The 18052-nt window shown below is 33.9% G+C and carries 15 protein-coding genes and 3 pseudogenes; 15 read left to right on the forward strand and 3 right to left on the reverse strand.

The window, feature by feature from the left end:
* The first annotated feature begins 1 nt into the window (after position 1).
* The 7 genes and pseudogenes from P5P87_RS08825 (at position 2) to P5P87_RS08855 (ending at position 7242) form a co-directional block, all read left to right on the forward strand.
* Positions 2-316: a biotin/lipoyl-binding protein gene (locus P5P87_RS08825; RefSeq protein WP_278022279.1), complete on the forward strand. Its 315-nt coding sequence runs from the start codon at positions 2-4 to the stop codon at positions 314-316.
* Entirely contained in the window at positions 306-1271 is a 966-nt protein-coding gene (locus P5P87_RS08830) for an efflux RND transporter periplasmic adaptor subunit (RefSeq protein ID WP_278022280.1), read from the forward strand. The genes P5P87_RS08825 and P5P87_RS08830 overlap by 11 nt, the downstream gene beginning before the upstream one ends.
* Before the next feature lie 26 nt (positions 1272-1297).
* A complete protein-coding gene (locus P5P87_RS08835; RefSeq protein ID WP_177210289.1) occupies positions 1298-2059 on the forward strand; it encodes an ABC transporter ATP-binding protein in 762 nt (253 codons plus the stop codon).
* A pseudogene (locus P5P87_RS08840) lies at positions 2046-3265 on the forward strand (ABC transporter permease). The gene P5P87_RS08835 and the pseudogene P5P87_RS08840 overlap by 14 nt, the downstream one beginning before the upstream one ends.
* 139 nt (positions 3266-3404) lie before the next feature.
* Complete coding sequence (locus tag P5P87_RS08845; protein ID WP_278022281.1) at positions 3405-3932, forward strand: hypothetical protein; 528 nt, start codon at positions 3405-3407, stop codon at positions 3930-3932.
* A 281-nt stretch (positions 3933-4213) separates the two neighbouring features.
* Positions 4214-5950 carry a thiamine pyrophosphate-dependent enzyme gene (locus P5P87_RS08850; RefSeq protein ID WP_278022282.1) on the forward strand — a complete coding sequence of 579 codons (1737 nt, stop codon included), beginning with the start codon at positions 4214-4216 and terminating at the stop codon, positions 5948-5950.
* Between the two features lie 29 nt (positions 5951-5979).
* A complete protein-coding gene (locus P5P87_RS08855) occupies positions 5980-7242 on the forward strand; it encodes an MFS transporter (protein WP_198856998.1) in 1263 nt (420 codons plus the stop codon).
* 54 nt (positions 7243-7296) lie between these two features.
* Here P5P87_RS08855 and P5P87_RS08860 read toward each other — a convergent pair whose 3' ends face one another.
* Complete coding sequence (locus P5P87_RS08860) at positions 7297-7974, reverse strand: hypothetical protein (protein ID WP_233074122.1); 678 nt, start codon at positions 7972-7974, stop codon at positions 7297-7299.
* Between the two features lie 357 nt (positions 7975-8331).
* Between P5P87_RS08860 and P5P87_RS08865 the strand changes: the two genes are divergently transcribed.
* The 4 genes and pseudogenes from P5P87_RS08865 to P5P87_RS08880 all read left to right on the forward strand — a co-directional run bounded on the left by P5P87_RS08865 (position 8332) and on the right by P5P87_RS08880 (position 11489).
* Positions 8332-9255, forward strand: a complete 924-nt coding sequence (locus P5P87_RS08865) for a J domain-containing protein (RefSeq protein ID WP_278022283.1) — start codon at positions 8332-8334, stop codon at positions 9253-9255.
* On the forward strand, positions 9252-9557 hold the full coding sequence (locus tag P5P87_RS08870) for a chaperone modulator CbpM (RefSeq protein WP_198856995.1): 306 nt from the start codon (positions 9252-9254) through the stop codon (positions 9555-9557). Before P5P87_RS08865 ends, P5P87_RS08870 begins: the two co-directional genes overlap by 4 nt.
* A 152-nt stretch (positions 9558-9709) precedes the next feature.
* Complete coding sequence (locus P5P87_RS08875; protein WP_278022284.1) at positions 9710-10090, forward strand: RidA family protein; 381 nt, start codon at positions 9710-9712, stop codon at positions 10088-10090.
* A 143-nt stretch (positions 10091-10233) separates the two neighbouring features.
* A pseudogene (locus P5P87_RS08880) lies at positions 10234-11489 on the forward strand (voltage-gated chloride channel family protein).
* A 410-nt stretch (positions 11490-11899) separates the two neighbouring features.
* Here P5P87_RS08880 and P5P87_RS08885 read toward each other — a convergent pair.
* Together P5P87_RS08885 and P5P87_RS08890 are read right to left on the reverse strand one after the other, a co-directional pair.
* Entirely contained in the window at positions 11900-12493 is a 594-nt protein-coding gene (locus tag P5P87_RS08885; protein WP_278022285.1) for a hypothetical protein, read from the reverse strand.
* A 10-nt stretch (positions 12494-12503) separates the two neighbouring features.
* Positions 12504-13748, reverse strand: coding sequence for a hypothetical protein (locus P5P87_RS08890; protein WP_278022286.1), 1245 nt, complete (start codon positions 13746-13748; stop codon positions 12504-12506).
* Positions 13749-14002: 254 nt separating this feature from the next.
* On the opposite strand from P5P87_RS08890, the gene P5P87_RS08895 reads away from it, so the two are divergent.
* From P5P87_RS08895 to P5P87_RS08910, 4 genes and pseudogenes are all read left to right on the forward strand, one after another.
* Positions 14003-15010 (forward strand): DHH family phosphoesterase, encoded by a 1008-nt coding sequence (locus tag P5P87_RS08895; RefSeq protein ID WP_278022287.1) that lies wholly within the window; start codon positions 14003-14005, stop codon positions 15008-15010.
* Positions 15011-15018: 8 nt separating this feature from the next.
* Positions 15019-15672, forward strand: coding sequence for a gliding motility-associated peptidyl-prolyl isomerase GldI (gene gldI / locus P5P87_RS08900; RefSeq protein WP_278022288.1), 654 nt, complete (start codon positions 15019-15021; stop codon positions 15670-15672).
* Between the two features lie 15 nt (positions 15673-15687).
* A pseudogene (locus tag P5P87_RS08905) lies at positions 15688-16765 on the forward strand (peptidylprolyl isomerase).
* A 29-nt stretch (positions 16766-16794) separates the two neighbouring features.
* A complete protein-coding gene (locus P5P87_RS08910) occupies positions 16795-17919 on the forward strand; it encodes a peptidylprolyl isomerase (protein ID WP_278022289.1) in 1125 nt (374 codons plus the stop codon).
* Positions 17920-18052 lie beyond the last annotated feature (133 nt).

Genomic DNA, 18052 nt, shown 5'->3' on the forward strand with positions numbered 1-18052 from the left:
AATGAAAAAAAGTAAATTAGCAATTCTCATCATCATTGGAGTTTTACTCGTAGGATCTATAGCATATTTTATTTTTCATAAAGATGGTAATAAAGTAGAACTGATTACAGAAAAACCGCATTACGGAGATATCGCAACAAGTGTAACCGCAACTGGAAAAATACAGCCTGTAGATACCGTTGCAGTAGGAACGCAAGTTTCGGGAACCATCCAAAAAGTATTTGTTGATTTTAATTCAGTTGTAAAGAAAGGACAGCTGTTGGCGCAAATAGACCAGTCTCTTTTTCTAGCCCAGGTACAGCAAATTGCTTGCTAATTTGCAATTATCAAAAAACAACCTTGGTTACCAGCAATCCAATTTCAACAGACAAAATGAATTGTATAAAGCAGGTGGAATTAGTAGGGCTGATTATGAAACCGCAAAAAACCTTTATGACGTTGCGAAAGACAATGTAAACAGTGTCGCAGCGCAATTGCGTTCTGCAGAAAAGAACCTTTCGTACACCAATATTTATTCACCTATTGATGGAACTGTTTTATCTAGAAAAGTAAGCGAAGGGCAAACCGTTGCGGCGAGTCTTAATACGCCTACCTTATTTAGCATTGCTAAAGATCTAAGCAAAATGCAGGTTCGGGCATCTGTCGATGAAGCCGATGTCGGCAATGTAAAAGTGGGAGAAAATGCCACTTTTACCGTAGATGCTTTTCCCGATGATGTCTTTAAAGGAACTGTAATCGAAATACGTTTGGAACCCACTATTTCGTCAAATGTTGTTACGTATACTACCATTATCAATGCTCCAAATGATGATTTAAAATTAAAACCTGGAATGACAGCTAATATTATTATTTATACCAATGAAGTAAAAAACACCTTGCTTATTCCAGCAAAAGCCATTGCTTTCCAGCCTGATTCTACATTAGAAAAACAGTTTAAAATAAGGAAACTGTCTTTACGAAATCACAAAGGCGAACACAAAGGCAAAAATGGAAATAAATATGGTGGTAATTCAGGATTAAATAATAAAACTCTCGACACTATTGACCATAAAAAAGCAATTGTATGGAAAAAAGTAGGCGATTCGATAATTCCAAAACATATACGAATAGGATTAGATGATGATATTAATGTTCAAGTCATTAGAGGATTAACAGCTCAAGATGAAATCATTACGGGAGTAAATGCATTAAAACAAACTAAAGGCGCTAAATCAACAGAATCAAGTCCGTTTATGCCAAAACGAGGCGGCGGCGGAGGAAGAAGACAATAGCAACAAACCACACAAAAGCAATTGTAATGAAAAAAAAGATTCTTGAAATACAAGACCTTAAAAGAGAATTCACCATGGGATCTGAAACCGTAAGAGCTTTAAAAGGCGTTTCTTTTGATGTCATGGAAGGTGAATTTATTACCATTATGGGAAGCAGTGGTTCTGGAAAAACAACTATGCTTAATATTTTGGGATGTTTGGACAAACCATCAGACGGGAATTATATACTCGATGGAGTCAATGTCAAATCATTATCCAAAACTGAACTGGCGGCTTTACGAAACACTAAAATTGGTTTTATTTTTCAGTCCTATAATCTTTTAGCACGCACTTCGGCAATAGAGAATGTTGAATTGCCATTATTATATAATTCTAAAGTCTCTGCAAAAGAAAGGCGAGAAAGAGCTATAAATGCTTTAGAAGCTGTAAAGTTAGCTGATCGATTAGATCACTTTCCAAATCAGCTTTCGGGCGGACAACAGCAGCGTGTTGCCATTGCCAGAGCTCTAGTAAATGACCCAGTGATGATACTTGCAGATGAAGCTACAGGAAACCTCGACACCAGAACTTCATACGAAATCATGGCGCTAATTCAAGAATTGAATTCGAAAGGAAAAACGATAATTTTTGTAACTCATGAACCCGATATCGCGGCCTTTAGCAGTAGAACTGTAACACTTCGCGACGGAAGGATAACGAAAGACTTTAATAACCAAAACATAAAATCGGCCGTACAAATGCTAGCCGATTTTCATGTAGACGAAGATTATAAATATGAAAATAGCTAATCTTTTTCTAATCGCCTTAAAAGCGCTTCGACGCAATAAACTTCGTGCATTATTAACCATGCTCGGAATTATTATTGGTGTTGGCTCTGTAATTGCAATGGTTGCAATTGGTCAGGGATCAAAAAAAGCATTCAGGATCAGTTGTCTAGTATGGGATCTAATATGATTACCATTAGACCAAATAGCAATGTATCGGCAGGAGCACGTTTAGATATTTCGAGCGTTCAGACCTTGACACTTAGTGATGTTGAAGCACTTAAAAAAGAGTCAAAACATTTAAATGCAATTTCTCCTGCAGTTTCCAGCAAAGGTCAGGCAATTAATGGTGCGCTAAACTGGCCAACGAGTATGCAAGGCGTGAGTGTTGATTATCTTAAAATTAGAGACTGGCCACTTAAGGAAGGAATTATTTTTAGAGAATCTGATATTCATACCGCAAATAAAGTCTGCTTAATTGGACAAACCGTTGTAGACAATATATTTCCGTATGGAGTAAATCCTATTGGGCAAATCATTCGGTTTAATAAAATTCCGTTTCGAATTATTGGAGTTTTACAATCAAAAGGAGAAAATGCATTTGGGCAGGATCAAGACGATATTATTATTGCGCCTTATACCACAGTACAAAAAAGAATAACAAACTCTATTTATCTCCAAAATATTTATGCATCAACAACAGACGAAAGTCAAACACAATTGGCAACAGATGAAATCGAGCAAATTATGCGCACAGCACATCGATTAAAAGCCAATGACGACGATGATTTCTCTGTACGAACACAAGCGGAATTAATCAACACTTTTAGTTCAACAAGTCAACTACTAACAGTATTGTTAACTGCAATATCGGGAATTTCGCTCTTGATTGGAGGAATAGGCATTATGAATATTATGTATGTTTCGGTTACAGAACGAACCAAAGAAATCGGTTTGCGTATGTCTATTGGTGCAAACGGAAGAGATATTTTATTACAATTTTTAGTGGAAGCAATTTTAATCAGCTTAACTGGAGGATTAATTGGAATAGTTTTAGGAATTATAGCGTCAGAATTGATACAATACTTTCTACAATGGCCTACTCTAATTTCCGAATCTTCTGTAATACTTTCATTTTTAGTTTGTGCTATCACAGGTATTTTCTTTGGTTATTATCCTGCATTAAAAGCGTCAAAATTAGATCCAATAGAAGCATTGCATTATGAATAGTTTTTTTTTAAGTTGCTAAGATTCTAAGCTACTAAGTTTTTTTTCTGATCTTAGGGAAAAACTTAGTGAATTAATACCTTCGCAAAAAATCCAAGCGTTACAAAAAATCGTATCTACACAAAACCATTTTAATTTAACTATGAAATCAAAATTTATTGCCTTGACCGTTTTTTTGTCAATTTTATTTTCTTCTTGTAATACTGTAGATGACTTATTGACTTTTACTATTTCGAATAATGCTTCGATTAAAATTCAAAGCACCACTCCAATTAATCTTCCTTTAGAAATTATTACGCCAGAAGTCACAACCAATTCTTCAGCTGAATTTCAAAATAATAAAACAAAAGCAAGTTTAGTAAAAGATGTTAAAATCAAATCATTAAAACTAACAATTACAGATCCTTCAGACAAAACTTTTACGTTTTTAAAATCAATTCATCTGTATATTTCAACAGCCAATTCAGATGAAATAGAATTAGCTTACCAAGACAATATCAACGTCTCAAGCAATACAATCGATTTGATTTGTACAGATAAGAGATTGGATGAATACATAAAAGCAGATAGCTACAAAATAAGAACACAGGTAACATTAAAAGAGACTTTAACAAAAGATGTAACGGTAAAAGCAGATGTGAAATTTAAAGTTACTGCAGATCCATTTTAATCTAAGACGCTAAGTTTATGAGTGACTAAGTGCATAAAATTTTAAATATAAAAAGAGAGGTTCTAAAAATATTAGGATCTCTCTTTTTATATTTTCACAAAATGAATAACTTAACACCTTAGCGACTTAGTTTCTTAACACCTTTAAAAGAAAACCAATTCTTTTCCTTAATTTTATAAGGCCCTTTACATCATTGCTTGATTTATATTAAAATATAATTATTAAGAAAGTTAATCATAACCAATGTATACTTCTGAATATTAATTTTAAAAATATAACACATGAGTAAAATAGTTGCCGAACAATTAGTCGACATGTTGGTAGAAGCCGGAGTAAAACGCGTTTATGCAGTTACCGGAGACAGTTTAAATCATTTTAATGATGCCATACGCAGAAATGGAAAAATAAAGTGGATTCATGTACGCCATGAAGAAGTTGGAGCGTATGCCGCTGCCGCTGAAGCCGAACTCGACGGATTTGCTGTTTGCGCCGGAAGCTGTGGTCCAGGACATGTTCATCTAATTAATGGCTTGTACGATGCACATCGTTCTCACGTGCCTTTGCTTGCCATTGCTTCTACAATTAATACTGGCGAAATGGGTATGGATTATTTTCAGGAAACCAATACTATCAAACTTTTTGATGATTGCGGCTATTACAATCAAATGATTATGACAGCTGAGCAAGCGCCTCGCATTATTCAAACTGCTATACAACATGCTTTAGGAAAAAAAGGTGTTGCAGTTATTGGTTTACCAGGTGATGTTTCTCAATTAAAAGCCGTAGAAAGCAACATCTCAACTCAGTTTTTTCATTGCAATCCTATAATCCGACCTTCTGATACTGAATTACAGCAATTGGCAAAAGCCATTAACGAAAGCACAAAAATAACTTTATTCTGCGGTATTGGAGCCGAAAAAGCTCATGATCAAGTCGTACAATTATCACAGCATATTAAAGCTCCCGTAGGATATTCTTTCCGCGGAAAAATGAGCATTCAACCCAACAACCCAAACGAAATAGGGATGACAGGTTTATTAGGGCTTCCGTCTGCTTACCATAGCATGCACGAATCCCATTTGGTTTTATTGTTAGGAACAGATTTTCCTTATGATAAATTCATGCCTTCTGATAATAAAATTATTCAAATTGATACAAGTTCTGAGCGTTTAGGCCGAAGAGCCAACCTTTATATGGGATTATGCGGCGACGTTGCCGATACTATAGAAGCTTTACTTCCGCTCCTAGAAACCAAAACCGATGATAGTTTTTTAAACGCTCAATTAAAATTCTACAACACTGTAAAAGAAAACATGAATACTTATGTCAATGATAATGGCGGAGAAGACACAATTCAACCTGAATATGTAGCGCACATTATTGACAAATTAGCTTCTAAAGATGCGATTTTTACTGTTGATACTGGAATGTCGTGTGTTTGGGGTGCTCGTTTTATTAAAGGAACTGGCGAACGAAAAATGCTAGGTTCTTTTAATCATGGATCAATGGCTAATGCAATGCCAATGGCAATTGGCGCAGCTCTTGCTCATCCCGAAAAACAAGTTATTGCTATGTGTGGTGACGGAGGTTTATCAATGCTACTGGGCGATTTGGCTACGATACATCAATACGATATTCCTGTTAAAATTATTGTATTCAATAATCGCGCTTTAGGAATGGTCAAACTAGAAATGGAAGTTAATGGTCTACCTGATAACGAAACCAATATGGTTAATCCAGATTTTGGTTTAATTGCTCAAGCAATGGGTTTTCAGGGCATAAATGTTCATAAACCCGAAGAAGTTGAGGCAGCAATTCAAAATGCTTTTACCCATAATGGCCCTGTATTATTGAATGTATTTACAAATCCGAATGCTTTGGCAATGCCTCCAAAAATAGAATGGGAACAAGTTGTAGGTATGGCAAAATCAATGACAAAATTAATGCTTGGAGGGAAAATGGAAGAAGTTTTTGATACCATAAAATCTAATTACAAGCACCTTAAAGAAGGTTTGTAAAATTGTACTAATTTAAAAAGAGGCATCTTATGGATACAAACAGTACAAAATCGTACACCAAATATTATGTCATTGCTTGGGTATTTGGTCTTATTTTTTATTTTTTAGATTATGTAATACGTTCTGCTCCAGCAGTAATGCTTCCAGAACTTTCGCAGACTTTCTCGGTAAATGAAATTAGATTAGTTACCATTATTGGTACGTATTATTACACGTATTCTACCTGCAGTTTAATTGCCGGAATCGCACTCGATAGATTTGGAGCCAAATATTCTCTCTTTGCAGGAGCTTTCATTTTAGGAATTGGCTGTTTATTATTTATGATTTCGAGTCAGTTTTCGGGTGTTGCTGGCCGATTGCTTCAAGGTGCCGGATGTGCTTTTGCTTTTCCGGGCTGTGTATATCTTGCCAGTAAAGGATTTTCGGCAAAATCGTTGGCAACAGCAATTGGATTTACACAATGTCTCGGAATGCTCGGAGGTTCTGCTGGGCAATTTGTGGTTGGGCCTTGGATAGAAGAAGGAATGCACATAGACATTTTCTGGCTTTCAATCGGAATTTTTACCATAATTGTTGCTTTCGGCCTTTGGTTTATAACTCCAGCCGATATAACAGAGAAAAAAACAGAAAGTGTAGTAAAAAAACAAGGTATTTTAGAACCTTACAAAATCGTTTTTAGCAATCCGCAATCTTGGTTCTGCGGCATAATATCGGGATTATTATTTGCTCCAACTACAATATTTGCAATGACTTGGGCTGTAGATTTTTTTCAGAAAGATCGTGCTTTAGATTTTCATACCGCAACCATATCAAGTGCAATGGTAGCTTTTGGCTGGGTATTTGGATGTCCGCTCTTAGGATATATTACAGACAAGCTAAAAAGGCGAAAACCAGTTTTAGTAGCTGGCGCCTTATTGATGATTATAACCTTAATCCAGTTACTGTATTTTCCAGATATTCTGACCACTAAATACAGTATGTTCTTATTGGGTGTAGCTTCTGGAGCAGCCATGATTCCTTATTCAATAATAAAAGAAGCAAATCCAGATAATGTAAAAGGAAGTGCCACAGGAGCCATTAATTTTATAACTTTTGGCGTAACAACACTTTTAAGCCCATTATTTAGTCGCCTATTTGGTCAAACTTTAAATAATACTCTCAATAAAGCGCTACATTTTCAGCAAGCTGGTTTGTTTTGGATTATTGGCATTACGATAGCTATTTTGATAAGTTTTCTTTTGAAAGAAACAGGTGAAGGAAAACACGCAAATTCTACTAAGGTAGTTATCTAAAAAAAAATAAGATAAGATCAAAAATGGTCTTATCTTATTTTTTTATATTCTTTTTTATTCCTCTTTTGTAACAACAATCGACGCTTTAAAACCTGCGGCGAGATTATCCCAATAATCATTTGTTACCAAATTACCCTTATCGTCGTATACTTGTATTTCTGCAGTATTACCTCCTAGCGTACCAATATTTAGAGCTTCAAAATCTAATTTGTTAAAACCTTGCCCAAGATTAATTTTTACTTGTTGGAAACTAGCATCTAATAAAATTCGGTCTCTTATAACTGCTCCATTGCAAGATACCTTCACTAAATCGCCATCAATTGCTCCAAAATCTCGAAACTTCACTATAAAATATTCTGATTTCGTTTTAAAGTCTCCCAACGAAATGTTTTTCTTTACTAAGACGCCTCTTCCTTCTCTTAAACCAGCATCTTTTAGACTTTTATCCAAATCCTTTTCCATTTTTGCTACATAACGATCGCCAGGATTAGCAAAATCGGTTTCTGTAGACATGGTAAATTTGCTTTTTTCTTCTCCAATCTGAAATTTTGATTTTGGAGTTATAGTTGTATTTTCAAAAACATTTGGCGTTTTAATACTTGGTATATCAAGTTCATTTGCCTGCGGATCTTTCACATCAGGAATCGGAGTCTTTTTAGGCTTTGCCGTAAACTTTCCCCCAGGAATTGCTTTGAATTTAGTATTAAATTCGACTTGGGCAGATACTGACATTGCAGTAAAAAATAATATGAAAAATAAAATGTGCTTCATTGAAAAAAGTATTATCGAATCGGCTTTTATAATTAATATAAACCAAAAGTCTAGCATCACAAAAATAGTATAATTTCGTTAGTTGCTACAACTTTAGGAGTTTTATAACATTAAATTAAGCTAATTTTTGGAATCAAAAAACCTGCCAAACTGATTTTTTAATTTGTAAAAATAAATTCCGCCTCTCAAATTCCAAATTCTCAAAAACCCTTTTTAAGAACACTTCTTTTTTCTCTCAAACCAAACTCAGCATTTTGATTATTAACAACTTATTCTTACCTTCAAGTCTTTATTTACCATTTATAAAATAATAACAAAATGGATTATATAGATTATTACAAAGTACTAGATGTTACCAAATCGGCTACAGAGGCAGACATCAAAAAAGCATATAGAAAACTGGCGCGAAAATATCATCCAGATTTGAATCCGAATGATAAAGAAGCCGAAAAAAAATTCAAAGAAATTAATGAAGCCAACGAAGTTTTAAGCAATCCAGAAAACAGAAAAAAATACGATAAGTACGGAAAAGACTGGAAACATGCCGACGAATTTGAAAAAGCAGGTTACGATCCTAATCAGCGACAAAGTAGACAGCAGGGCGGTTATCAATATTCTGAAGGCGATTTCTCCGGTTTTGGAGGTGGAGACTTTTCTGGAAGTGATTTTTCGGAATTCTTCAATTCTATGTACGGCAGTGGCGGAAGAAGCAGATCACAATCTAAATACAGAGGTCAAGATTTTAATGCAGAACTAGAATTAGATCTGGCAGAAGCTTACACAACGCATAAGCGAAACTTGTCTGTAAACGGAAAAAACATTCGAATTACAATTCCTGCTGGTGTTGAAAACGGGCAAATAATAAAAATTCCAAACCATGGCGGACCTGGTGTAAATGGCGGTCCAAATGGCGATTTGTACATCACTTTTGTAATTTCTAACAATTCAGATTTTAAACGTGAAGGAAATAATCTGTATGCTGAAGCGCCGATTGATTTGTATACAGCAGTTTTAGGAGGAGAAACATACATTAATACTTTTGATGGAAAGGTAAAAATTAAAGTTCCTGCAGAAACACAACCAGGAACAAAAGTAAAACTGAAAGGAAAAGGTTTTCCCGTTTATAAAAAAGAGAATCAATTTGGCGATTTATACATCACATACACTATAAAAATTCCAACAAAACTGTCGGATAAAGAAAAAGAATTATTTGAAGAATTAGCAAAACTAAGAAAGTCATGAAAAATAAAAACTTAATCCAGATCAAACAGTTTTGTATTTATCACGAAATTGAAAATACGTTTATAACCGAACTTCATAATTACGGACTCATTCATATTATTACCCAAGAAAACGATGAATTTTTGGAACCTGAGCAGCTTCCAACAGTAGAAAAAATGATTCGAATGCATTATGATCTCAAAATTAATCTAGAAGGAATTGATGCCATTGCCAACCTTCTGAATAAAATTGAAACCTTACAGCAAAATTTAAAAACGGTCCAAAATAAGCTTCGCCTTTACGAAGAAAAGCAAACCGAATAACGATTAAATATCACAAAAAAGCTTGATTTCTGAATTGATTTCAAGCTTTTTTTAATAGCTGTAAAAAGCATAATTCCTAAATTGCAAGCAACTTTAATTAACCTGAATTTGCTTTTAAAACCATACAGACAAATTCGCAAAAATTATAAAAAATGAAAAGAGAAAACATCTTAACTGGATCTCCGTGGGAAGACAAAATGGGATATTGCCGAGCAGTAAGAATTGGCAACATCATTGAAGTTTCTGGAACTGTAGCCATTGTTGACGGCGAAAAAGTAAAAGCTGATGACGCTTATGCTCAAACCTATAATATTTTAGAGCGAGTTGAAAAAGTTTTAGAAGATTTAAATGTAGGAATGAAAGATGTTATCAGAACTAGAATTTTCACTACAAATGTTTCTACTTTCGAAGAAGTGGCGAGAGCACATTCTGCTTTCTTTAAAGATATAAAACCAACAACAGGATTTTATGAAATAAGTAAACTGGTTGCTCCAGAATATTTGGTTGAAATAGAATTTACTGCTGTAGTATAATATTTTTTTTTAGCCACGAATTTCACTAATTATTTTTCCTATGCCACTCCCGATAGCTATCGGGATAATGGATTTAAAATGATTTTTTTCCTTTTAATTCGTGAAAATTGGCGAAATTCGTGGCAAACTTTTAGAATTCATTAATGACTTCCTTAAATCTAAAACAATTCCTGCTTTCTCTTCCAAAATGGATTCTTATCTGTGCTTTAATCGGAATACTTTCCGGATCGGCTTCAGCATTTTTCTTAGTTTCTTTAGAATGGGTTACGCAGTTTCGAATTCAGCATGACTGGATTGTATGGCTTTTGCCTTTCGGCGGATTTCTGGTTGGATTGAGTTACTATTATTGGGGAGAATCTGTTGCAAAAGGAAATAATCTTTTATTGGAAGAATACGAAAATCCTAAAAAAGTCATTCCGTTTAAAATGGCTCCTCTAGTACTTTTAGGAACCTTGCTCACTCATTTATTTGGAGGATCTGCAGGACGAGAAGGAACCGCAGTGCAAATGGGAGGCGCAATTGCAGATCAGTTTACAAAATTTTTTAAACTAGACAATTCAGAACGTAAAATTTTAATCATTCTAGGAATCAGCGCGGGTTTTGCTTCTGTTTTCGGAACTCCTTTGGCTGGTGCAATTTTCGCTTTAGAGGTTTTATATTTCAGTAAAATCAATTTCAAAAGTATTCTACTCTCTTTCCTTGTTGCATACGCAGCTTATTTCACAGTAGAATTTTGGGAAATAAAACATACTCATTATAGCATTCCAACAATTCCAGAACTTAGTTTAAATAACGTTTTATATACAATAATCGTTGGAGTTTTATCTGGATTTGTTGCTTTATTATTTTCGAGAAGCACCCATTTTTGGGGTTCGCTTTTTCAAAAAACATAAAATATCCACCGCTTCGTCCCGTAATTGGCGGAGTTGTTTTGGCTATTGCAATTGCAGGCTTAGGATTTACCAAATTCTCTGGATTGGGAGTTCCTGTAATTGTCGATTCATTTTCAAATCCAAATCAATGGTATGATTTTCTGCTTAAAATTTTATTTACTGGATTTACTTTAGGAGCAGGATTTAAAGGTGGCGAAGTAACGCCATTATTCTTTGTTGGAGCTACTTTAGGAAGTGCTTTATCAACTGTAATTCCGATGCCAATTGCTCTTTTAGCAGGACTAGGATTTGTTGCTGTTTTCTCTGGCGCAACCCACACTCCTATCGCCTGCACAATTATGGGAATGGAATTATTCGGAATTGCTCCTGGAATTTTCATTGCAATTGCCTGTACAATTGCGTATTTTTCTTCTGGTTCTGTCGGAATCTACAAATCGCAAATTGTAAAAGGCGCGAAATATAAACTGTATCAAAAGTTTCAGAAAAAAGAACTTGAGAATCTTTGAATAATAAAATAAAAAAAGAGACGAAGTACCAAACATTCTCAAGAGAAACAAAAATCCCTAGATTATTTCTAGGGATTTCTATCTGTTATTAATTATTTATTTGACTTTTTTATAAATTTTATATAATAAATAAGATAATACTATCAAAAACCAATACAAAAAAAATTGCTAATCCATTAACCAAGTAATCATAATCTTCGATAAGTAAATTTATAGATGGAAATTTTCAATTTCTTCGTTTTAAGAAATTCAAGATTAAAAAAACTAAACTGCCTATTAGCAATACAAGTAATGGAATATAAAAATAACTCACAATGAAATATGTATCTGAAATGCAAAAAATGAAACTATATTCTACGAAGTAGAAGAAGATCAACAACAAGACACAAACCGCAAAAAACATTAAAAATTTATTTTTCATTTTCTCGCATTATTAAATTATTAAAAAAAGCGTTAAACATATTGAAATAGCCAAAGTCTGCTTCTTGAAAACTTATATCTTCCATAACATAGTTAAGCATTTTATCAGGAAATTTATTGTAATATAATTTTTCTTCAACAATGTTTTCAAGTTTTAAGATAATTTCTTTTAGCTTTCTTTGCTCAAAATTAGTCGCCTCTAACTCAGCTATTCTATCTTTAGAAAAAACCAGCTCAATAATATTCTTTTGACATTTAATAATATAATAAGGAGCTAAGACACTAATCAGTAGTGATACTGTATATAACTCTCCATCTTCTATAATACCAAAATTAAAAGTCAGGCATTTATCGCCGAATTCGAATAATGTATGGTCTTGAAAATTTTTCAATGTATAATCATCTTCAAATTGTTCAAGGATATTTTTTGAACAAACTTCTTTGAAATCTGACTCAAAAGTTTTTAAAGTCTGATTCAATCTACGATACTGATCACTTACAAAATACTTTTCTTGTTCCCTTTCAAATGAGATATTTCTAGGATAAAAAATGTAAATTAAATTTTTTAAAACTTTTTCAATCATAATATATTTTTTATTGACAATTATCTGGCAACATAAAAGTTGTCTCGTAATCAGTTATCGGTAATTTTTCTGATGCAGTCCAATTTACCCTCCCTCCTGATGTAATCAAAGGATAATTATATATTAATCTTTCTTTAAAATATTGCTCAACAACCATTGGAGACACTTTTACTCTACCGTACATTTGAACCACTTCTCTTATCGTGATTTGAAGAGCTTTTGCTGATAATTCTGCGACTAATCCTTGACTGATATTTGCTCCTCCTACCAAATGATTTGTTGGCATTCCAAAAGATATTGCCTGAGTAAACTTAGCGGAATGTATAAAATGGATACCTTTATCACTAAGCAATATTATCTTAAAACTAACATTTTTCACCAACGCTACTTGCCAAAGTGATGTTGTTTTTTTAAAATTAAAACTTTGACAACTAGGTGGTGCAATTTCCACACTGGCTGTATCACTATTTCCATTAGAACCACCGCCTGTAGGAGTATTCGGATTGCCATTTGAGCCTCCATCACCAAATGCCCCCGCAATGGTAAAATCTCTCGGAGCAGGGGCGGGAGATTTTTGTGTAACAATGACATTATTTAATGGAATTGCGGCGGTTCCGCCTTTCTGCAGTGTGTCGTCACGCTCTGAACCATAATTAGAACTGTCGTCAAACATTTCTATCATCTTAGCTGTTGCGACATTTTCATCAAGAAACGTCATAACAGCTGTTACATCTGCAATAACAAGACCATCTTTTAATCTAGCTCCTTTTAGAAAGCCATCTTTTAGATCCCAATTAATGATATAACCGCTAAACAAAGATAAATCACCAAACCCTAGTTTTTTCTGTTCATCAGTAATTTTCTCTTTTGACTCCGGAAAAATCTCCTGTAATATCGCTTGATACTTTGAATCAGATTCACGCAAATATAACATTTTCTGCCCTTTGTACTCAGAGGCTTCTGGATTGTCTTTAACTGGCACAGCAATTCCCGTAGAACTATCTTCCAATTTAGTCACTTTTGCATTTTCCCAATAATAATCAAGATTTTCAAAAGCTTTACTAAATTCTCCTTCCTCAGATTTGCCAGTTGCTGAATCTGATTTATAGCTTTCAAACCATTCTTTAGCCTGAGTTATTTTAGGGTCTTCCCTTACTAATTGCCCATTGCCAATTTCTTCATTAGCACAATTAGTCGTTAACATAGAAGTGCCTAAAACTAAAAAAACAATTAGCATCTTTTTCATTCTTTTCATAATAAAATAATTTTCTGGTTAATATTTTGTTAAATTAACCTTTGATTATTTTATTGAAGGGATAAAAAAGTCATTTTAGTATCAAAATAAGACACTTTTTCAAGAAGATAAACTATAAAGATTTATTACCTTTTGATATAGGAAACTTGAAAGAATCTTAAAAATGAGAATTAAATTAAGACCGAATATTTTCAACCAAGACTGAACACTAAATTATTTTCAGCATTACATTAAAAAATGTAAATTCGCACACTATGAAAATACAAGATATTCAAGCGATTCAATTATTACTCGCCACCCCAAAAAAAATCGTCATAATTCCGCACAGAGGACCAGATGGCGACGCAATGGGATCAACATTGGGTTTGTACCATTTTTTAATAAAAAACAATCATCAGGCAACAGTAATTGCTCCGAACGATTTTCCTGATTTTTTAGCTTGGCTTCCAGGATCTGAAACAGTAAAAATATTCGAAAAAGAAACTGAAATCTGCACACAGCTTTTAGAAGAAGCTGAAATTATTTTTACGCTTGATTTTAATGCTTTTCACCGTACTGGCGAAATGATGGGGCAAGCTTTAGAAAAATTGAAAGCAACTTTCATTATGATCGATCATCATCAAAAACCTGATGATTATGTTGCTTATACTTATTCAGATACTTCATACGGATCTACTTGCGAAATGGTTTATAACTTTATCTCTTTCTTAAATAAAAAAGAAGATATCGATAAAACCATTGCAACTTGTATTTATACTGGAATTTTAACCGATTCTGGTTCATTCCGTTTTCCAGGAACAACAGGAAACACGCACAGAATTATTGCCGAATTAATTGATTTGGGAGTTGAAAATACTCAGATTCCAGTATTGCTTTTCGACAATAGCTCTTTCAGCAGATTGCAATTATTAGGACGCGCTTTACAAAATATGAAGATACTTGAAGATCATAAAACTTCTTATATGACGTTAACACAAGAAGAGTTAGATTCTTTTAATTATGTTAAAGGTGATACAGAAGGAATTGTTAATTATGGTTTAAGTATAAAAGATATTGTTTTTACTGCTATTTTTATCGAAAATAAAGATGAAGGCATTATCAAGATTTCATTCCGTTCACAAGGAGGCTTTGATGTAAATCAATTTGCACGAGATCATTTCAATGGTGGCGGACATAGCAATGCAGCTGGCGGAAGATCTGAAGTTTCAATGGAAGAAACAGTTAATAAATTTGAAGATTTAGTAAAGAAATTAAAATTATAGTCCAAATCATGAACTACCTAAAACTTAGCATTTACACTTTGCTTTTTACAGTTTTATTAAGCGACTGTAAACATCATGAAGAAGCCAGAAGACCTATTTCTAGAGCGTCGGGAACATTCATGAAAAAATCGGCTGACCGAAACAAAAAATTAGTGGCAAATGAAGAAGAGGTCATTAAGAAAATAATTAAAAGCAATCCGAAAGTAAAATATTACGCTACTCCAAAAGGCTATTGGTTTTATTATGACGAAAGAAATACAAACGAAACCGCAGCTCCAAGAAAAGGTGATATCGCTTACTTTAATATGGAAGTAAAAGACATTAAAGGTAATACTATCTATTCTGAGTCAGATCTTGGGCCACAGACTTATTATGTAGACAAACAAGACATCATGATGGGACTTCGCGACGGAATCAAAAGAATGCATAAAAATGAAACTGTTACGTTTCTATTTCCATCGCACATGGCATACGGATATCACGGAGACAATAAAAAAATTGGTACAAACGAATCTCTAATTGTTACTATTACGCTTAGAAATTTTGTTCCAGATCCTGCGGCACAAATAGCAAAACCTGCTACCCAACCTTCAGCCGCAACGCCAAAAGCAGCAGTTGCAAAACCTGCTCCATCAGCAAAAAAAGACACATTAACTCAATAAAAACAATATCTCAAAATGAAAAAGAGTATCTTATTATTATTAATAGCCGTAAGCTCATTTTATTCTTGTAAAGACGATCACAATAATCTTCCTGATGGTTTATACGCTGATATCGAAACAAACAAAGGGCATATTATTGTAGAACTTGATTACAAAAAAGCTCCTATAACAGTGGCTAATTTTGTGACTTTAGCCGAAGGTAAAAACGAGTTTGTAACGCACGAAGAATTAAAAAAGAAACCTTTTTTTGATGGTTTAAAATTCCATAGAGTTATTGAAAATTTCATGATTCAAAGCGGTGATCCATTAGGAACTGGTTCTGGAGATACTGGATATAAATTTAAAGATGAATTCTCAGATTTAAAATTTGACAAAGCTGGTATTTTGGCAATGGCAAACAACGGTCCTGGAACAAATAGCGACCAGTTTTTTATCACTCACGTTGAAACTCCTTGGCTAGACAACTTACACACTATTTTTGGTCATGTTGTAAGTGCAAAAGATCAAGAAGTAGTAAATAAAGTTGTTCAAGGCGACAATATCGTTTCTGTAACTATTATCAGAAATGGTGAGGCGACAAAAAAATTCGATGCTGTAAAAGTATTTCACGACTATTTTGCTGACATCGCAAAAGAACAGCAGAAATATGCTGGAGCTCAAAAAGAAAAAGTAGAATCTTATCGTTGCTTTAAAAGCAAAAGCTACTAAAACTACAAGTGGTTTAGAATATGTAATTACAGAAAAAGGAAGTGGTAAAAAACCTGTTGCAGGAAATCAAATCTATATTAAATACGCTGGTTTCCTTGAGAACGGAACTCTTTTTGACACTAGCATTGAGGAAGTTGCAAAAGAATTCGGGAAATTTGATCCTGCAAGAGCGCAACAGAACGGATATCAACCAATTCAATTTCAAGCTGGTAAAAAAGACGGTTTAATCCCTGGTTTTATCGAAGGAGTTGAACAATTATCTTATGGAGACAAAGCTGTTCTTTTCATTCCATCTCACTTGGCATATGGAGCTACTGGTGCAGGAGGTGTAATTCCGCCAAACGCTAATATTATTTTCGAAATCCAGATTTCAGAAAAACCATAATTAAATTATAGACTTAAAATTTAAAAGCAATGAAATTTAAATTTCTATTTTTATTTTGCCTAGCAATAGTAAATATACAAGCTCAAACTAAAAAGCCTGCGGCAAAACCAGCGACAAAACCTACAAGTACAGCAGTTGCATCAACAAACTCTGATGAAGGAATTTTTGCAACAATTTCTACTACAAAAGGAGACATTGTCCTTTCTTTAGAATATGTAAAAGCTCCTGTAACTGTTGCCAACTTTATTACTTTGGCAGAAGGCACAAACCCGAACGTTAAAGCATCTCTTAAAGGAAAACCATTTTATAACGGATTAAAATTTCATAGAGTTATTAATGATTTCATGATTCAAGGTGGTGATCCTGACGGAAATGGTTCTGGAGGTCCAGGATATTCATTTAAAGATGAATTTGTTGACGATTTAAAATTTGAAAAAGGCGGTGTTCTTGCAATGGCAAATTCTGGTCCTGCAACAAACGGAAGCCAGTTTTTTATTACGCATAAAGATACTCCTTGGCTAAACGGAAAACATACGATTTTTGGTCACGTAGTTTCTGGAATGGATAACGTAAATAAAATTGTTCAAGACGATGTAATGACAAAAATTGTTATTACACGCAAAGGTGCAGTTGCAAAGAAATTTGATGCTCTAAAGGTTTTAAGCGATGATGTTAAAAAAGAAGTCGCTAAAAAAGAGGAAGCAAAAAAAGTAGTTACAGCTAAAGCGGCTTATTTTAAAGATGCAAAAGCAAAAGCAACAGCGACTGCTTCTGGTTTAAAATATGTAATTACTCAAAAAGGTACTGGCGTTAAAGGTGCTGAAGGTTCTACAATCTACTTTCACTACGCAGGATATTTTGAAGACGGTAATTTGTTTGACAGCAGTATGGCTCAGGTAGCAAAAGCATACGGAAAATACGATGCTAACAGAGACACGCAAGGCGGTTACAAAGCTTTTCCTTTTACAGTTGGTAAAAAAGACGGAATGATTCCTGGATTTCTTGAAGCTCTTGATATGATGACAGACGGAGAAAAAGCAATTTTCTTCTTGCCTTCAAACTTAGCTTACGGAGAAAAAGGTGCTGGAGGCGTAATTCCACCAAATGCAACTTTAATTTTCGAAATCGAAACTTATCAAAACCAGCCTAACTAATTATTAGAGAGTACATTTATTCTTTACAAATAAAAAGCCATCAGGATTATTCTTGATGGCTTTTCTCTTTTTTTATTATTTTCTTTTTTTGAATAATTCTTAATTCAAGACTTCAAAACCGATTTATTTTGTC

The organism is Flavobacterium ginsengisoli (genome assembly GCF_029625315.1).
GTDB classification, from domain to species: Bacteria; Bacteroidota; Bacteroidia; order Flavobacteriales; family Flavobacteriaceae; genus Flavobacterium; species Flavobacterium ginsengisoli.